Source organism: Mesorhizobium sp. M7A.T.Ca.US.000.02.2.1 (assembly GCF_003996995.1).
Taxonomy (GTDB): domain Bacteria; phylum Pseudomonadota; class Alphaproteobacteria; order Rhizobiales; family Rhizobiaceae; genus Mesorhizobium.
The window spans coordinates 1-4,755 of sequence record NZ_RZTT01000439.1 but is presented as its reverse complement, the minus strand read 5'-3'; the positions used below and the strand labels follow the sequence as shown (position 1 = coordinate 4,755).

The 4,755-nt window shown below is 63.4% G+C and carries 3 protein-coding genes; all 3 read left to right on the top strand.

Annotation, left to right across the window (positions count from 1 at the left end):
- On the top strand, positions 1-1,562 hold a 1,562-nt coding region (locus EOD15_RS28690; protein ID WP_348629437.1), incomplete at its 5' end, for a glycosyl hydrolase family 65 protein.
- A gap of 512 nt (positions 1,563-2,074) precedes the next feature.
- A complete protein-coding gene (locus tag EOD15_RS28685; RefSeq protein ID WP_127322086.1) occupies positions 2,075-3,856 on the top strand; it encodes a glucan ABC transporter ATP-binding protein/ permease in 1,782 nt (593 codons plus the stop codon).
- 138 nt (positions 3,857-3,994) lie between these two features.
- Positions 3,995-4,755 (top strand): heme ABC transporter permease (locus EOD15_RS28680; protein WP_148129675.1); only part of this gene is annotated, 761 nt, incomplete at its 3' end.

The window sequence follows — 4,755 nt, the reverse complement described above, 5'->3', positions numbered from 1 at the left end:
AGGTCAAGGACTTCGACCAGCGGCTGGCCGACAATGAGCGCGAATGGCGCGGCTTCCTCGACACCATCCAGGTCGAGACGCCTGACAAGGCGCTCGACGCCATGGTCAATCACTGGCTGCCCTATCAGAGCCTGGCCTGCCGCATCCGTGCCCGCTCCGCCTTCTATCAGGCCAGCGGTGCCTTCGGCTTCCGCGACCAGTTGCAGGATACGCTGGCGCTGCTGGCGCATGACCCGCAACTGGCGCGCGACCAGATCCTCAATGCGGCACGGCGGCAGTTCCCCGAAGGCGACGTGCAGCACTGGTGGCTGCCGCGCACGGGTGCTGGCGTACGCACGCTGATCTCTGACGACGTGGTCTGGCTTGCCCACGCCACGGCGCGCTATTTGCTGGTCACCGGCGATGCCACCATCCTCAAGGAGCAATTGGCGTTCATCGATGGACAGCCGCTGGGCGATGGCGAACACGATGCCTTCTTCACCCCGGAAATCTCGAAGAAGACGGCGTCGCTCTACGACCATTGCGCGCGTGCGCTCGACCTCGCCATCAAGCGCAGCAGCCCCGCGGGCCTGCCGCTGATCCTCGGCGGCGACTGGAACGACGGCATGAACCGCGTTGGCGAGCACGGCAAGGGCGAGAGCGTCTGGCTCGGCTGGTTCCTGCTGAAGACGCTGGGTGATTTCGCCCCCGTCGCCAAGGCCGAGGGCGACGCTAAGCGAGCACAGGCCTGGGCAAAGCATGCCGATGTTCTGAAGCGGGCGCTTGAGAGCACCGCATGGGACGGCGAATGGTACCGGCGCGGCAGTTTCGACGACGGCACCCCTTTGGGGTCCCGCAACTCGCAGGAGTGCAAGATCGACTCGATCGCCCAGTCCTGGAGCGTGCTTTCGGGAGAGGGCGATCCGGCACGGTCGACGACCGCGATGGAGCAAGCAACGAAGCTGCTCGTCGACGACAAGCTGAAGATCGTCAAACTGTTCACGCCGCCCTTCTCGAAGACGGAGAAGGACCCGGGTTACATCAAAAGCTATCCGCCTGGCGTGCGCGAGAATGGCGGCCAGTACACCCACGCCGCCACATGGTTCGTCATCGCGCTTGCCGAGATGGGACAGGTCGACGAGGCCTATCGCTGTTTCTCGATGTTGAACCCCGTCAACCATGCGACCGACGAGGCCACGGCCGAGCACTATCGTGTCGAGCCGTATGTCGTGGCGGCCGATATCTATGCCGGGGACGACAATGCCGGAAGCGGCAAGGGCGGCCGTGGCGGCTGGACCTGGTACACCGGCTCTGCCGGCTGGCTCTACAGGGCTGCGGTCGAAGGCATCCTGGGCATCGAGCGGCGCGGCAAGCGTGTCCAGTTCAAGCCGAAGCTGCCGAGCCACTGGGACGGCTACTCGGCAAATCTCAAAATGCTGGGGGCGGAACTCAAGGTTCGCGTCATCCGCGACAATAGGGCCAAGGCGGTGTCGCTGGAGGTGAATGGGACAAAGGCCAAGGGTTCGGCAGTCGAACTGAAGGACGGCGAAGTTGCCGAGGTGGTCATCCGGATCCCGGCTTGATGCATGTTGCTCAAAAACTATGCGCTCGGGCCTGGGATCCGGGGCGCGACTTTTGCCGCCACGGCGGGATGAGAGGCACCGTCCCGCCTGGCGTTGCCGCCTGCCGATTGAAGGACATGCCACCGAGGAGTGCATGAAATCAAAGGCTTAGGGCGTCCGATAGGGGGCGCCACGAGCAGTGAGAGTTGGCCCTTCCTTCGCCTGGAGGGGCGTCATGCAGCTTTGTTTCGTTCTATACTTCATTGAAGGCGATTTCGGCTTAGTCATCCGTCCGACATTGTTGCTGACTAAAATTGTGGCAGCACGTGCCAACTGCCATGATTTCGCCGCATGCCTGACATTTTACCTGTCTTCTCAAACCGTTAGGTGATCACGGCAGATTTCGGAACGTCGCCATCTTTTGTTCGCTCTAAGGGAACTGAAGGGGTACACGGCCATTGTTTTGCGACGTATCAACCGGTACGAATAAAAATGATGCAGTGCACAATAAACAGCGTGGCGGAGTAACTGGGGTGACCCTTCTGCAAATCTACTGGCGAGCTCTCGGTTATCTGGCCGCGGACAGGAAACGCGTTGCGTTGATCTGTTCGGCCAACGTGGCTCTCGCTATCGTAGCGCTTCTCGAGCCGATTATGTTCGGTCGCGTCATCGGCGCCATCTCCGAGCGTGGCTCTGTCTTCACCACGCTGGTCATGTGGGCCGGTCTCGGCGCCTTCAACATCGTTGCCTTCGTCATGGTGGCGCGCGGCGCTGACCGTTTTGCCCATGCTCGGCGCAGCGAAGTGCTTTGCGAGTCCTTCGAGCGCGTGATCACCATGCCGCTCGCCTGGCACCATCAGCACGGCACCTCCAATGCGCTGCATACGATGCTGCGCGCCGTCGAAACCCTGTTCAGCCTTTGGCTCGAATTCATGCGCCAGCATTTGTCCACGGCTGTCGCCCTCGTGCTGCTGGTCCCGACCGCGATCAGCATGGACCTGCGCATGTCGCTGGTGCTGCTTGGCCTCGGGCTGCTCTATGTCGGCATCGGCCGGATGGTCATGCGCCGCACCAAGGCGGGCCAGGCCGCGGTCGAGCGCCACTACCACAAGGTGTTCGCGCATGTGACCGACTCGGTCAGCAACGTTGCGGTGCTGCAGAGCTACAATCGCCTCGGCCAGGAGGCCGATACGCTGCGCCGCTACGTCAAGAACCTGCTCGACGCGCAGAACCCTGTCCTCGACTGGTGGGCGCTGGCCAATGCCTTACACCGTCTGTCATCGGCCATCTCGATGCTGATCGTGTTGTCGATCGGCTCCTATCTCGTCACTCGTGGTCAGTTGGGTGTCGGCGACGTCATTGCCTTCACCGGTTTTGCCACGATGCTGATCGCACGCCTCGACCAGATGTCGGCTTTCGCCAACCAGATTTCCGAGGCCCGTGCCAAGCTCGAGGATTTCTACCATCTCGAGGACTCTGCGGCTGATGCCGCTGAGCCGGACGGCCTGCGCGATCTTGCCAACGTCACCGGCCATGTCCGCTTCGAGAATGTCGGCTTCGAATTCGCCAATTCCGGCCAAGGCATCGACGACGTGTCCTTCGAGGTGCAGGCGGGCCAGACCGTCGCCATCGTGGGCCCGACGGGCGCCGGCAAGACCACGCTCATCAACCTGCTGCAGCGTGTCTTCTCGCCGTCTCATGGCCGTATCCTGATCGACGGTATCGACACCCGCACCGTGACCCGCAAGTCGGTGCGCCATTCGATTGCCACCGTGTTCCAGGATGCCGGGCTGCTCAACCGCTCGATCGAGGACAACATCCGTGTTGGCCGCGCCGATGCAAGCAATGACGAGATCCATGCCGCCGCCAATGCGGCTGCCGCACAGGACTTCATCCTGTCCAAGAGCAATGGTTACGACACGGTGGTTGGCGAACGTGGCGGGCAGCTCTCGGGCGGCGAACGTCAGCGCATCGCCATTGCCCGCGCCGTGCTGAAGGACGCACCGATCCTGGTGCTCGACGAGGCGACCAGCGCGCTCGACGTCGAGACCGAGGACCGGGTCAAGGAAGCGATCGACGAGCTGCGCCGCGACCGCACGACCTTCATCATCGCCCACCGCCTGACCACCGTTCGCGACGCCGATCTGGTCGTGTTCATGGACAAGGGCAGGGTGGTCGAGATGGGCGGCTTCACCGAGCTGTCGCTGCGCAATGGCCGCTTCGCCAGCCTGCTGCGCGCCGGCGGCCTGCTCAACGACGAGGAGGTTCGCCGCCTCAGCCGCACCGTGCAGCAACAGCAGGAAGCGGCTGCCTGAGCCTCTTTCTTTTACCTCCCCCTTGTGGGGAGGTCGGACCGTAGGTCCGGGTGAGAGTACAGGCACGGCCGCCCCAATTGCGTCTGCGACACCACCGCTCGATTGCCCCGAACGCCGCGGCGGTTTATGTAGAACCCCATGAGCGATACGACTTCACGCCTGACCGGCTGGATGGACCTCGCCAACCCGACGCGCTTCGTCGGGCTGGCGGACAAGGTCGTGCCATGGCTGGCCACAATCGCCACACTGATCCTCGCCGTGGGGCTCTATATGAGCTTCGCCGCGCCTGAGGATTTCCAGCAGGGCATCACCGTCCGCATCATGTATATCCACGTGCCTTTCGCCTGGCTCGCCATGATGTGCTACACGCTGATGGCGGTCTCGGCGCTCGGCACGCTCGTCTGGCGGCATCCGTTGGCCGATGTCGCGCTGAAATCAGCCGCACCCATCGGCGCCGTCTTCACCGCGCTGGCGCTGATCACCGGTTCGATCTGGGGCAAGCCGATGTGGGGCACCTGGTGGGTCTGGGATGCTCGGCTGACCTCGGTGTTCGTGCTGCTCCTGATGTATCTCGGCATCATCGCGCTGACCCGCGCGCTCGACGATGCCAGCCGCGCCGCCTGGGCCGCGGCCATCATCACGCTGGTAGGCTTCATCAACATCCCGATCATCAAATTCTCGGTCGACTGGTGGAACACGCTGCATCAGCCGGCCTCGGTGTTCCGCATGGGCGGCTCCACCATCGACCCCAGCCTGCTATGGCCGCTGCTGGTGATGGCGCTCGGCTTTACCGTGCTGTTCTTCGCGCTGCACCTGATGGCGATGCGCACCGAAATCCGCCGCCGCCGGGTGATTGCCATGAGGCGGGTCGCGGCTCGGCAGGCCGAGCGCTCTCCCCC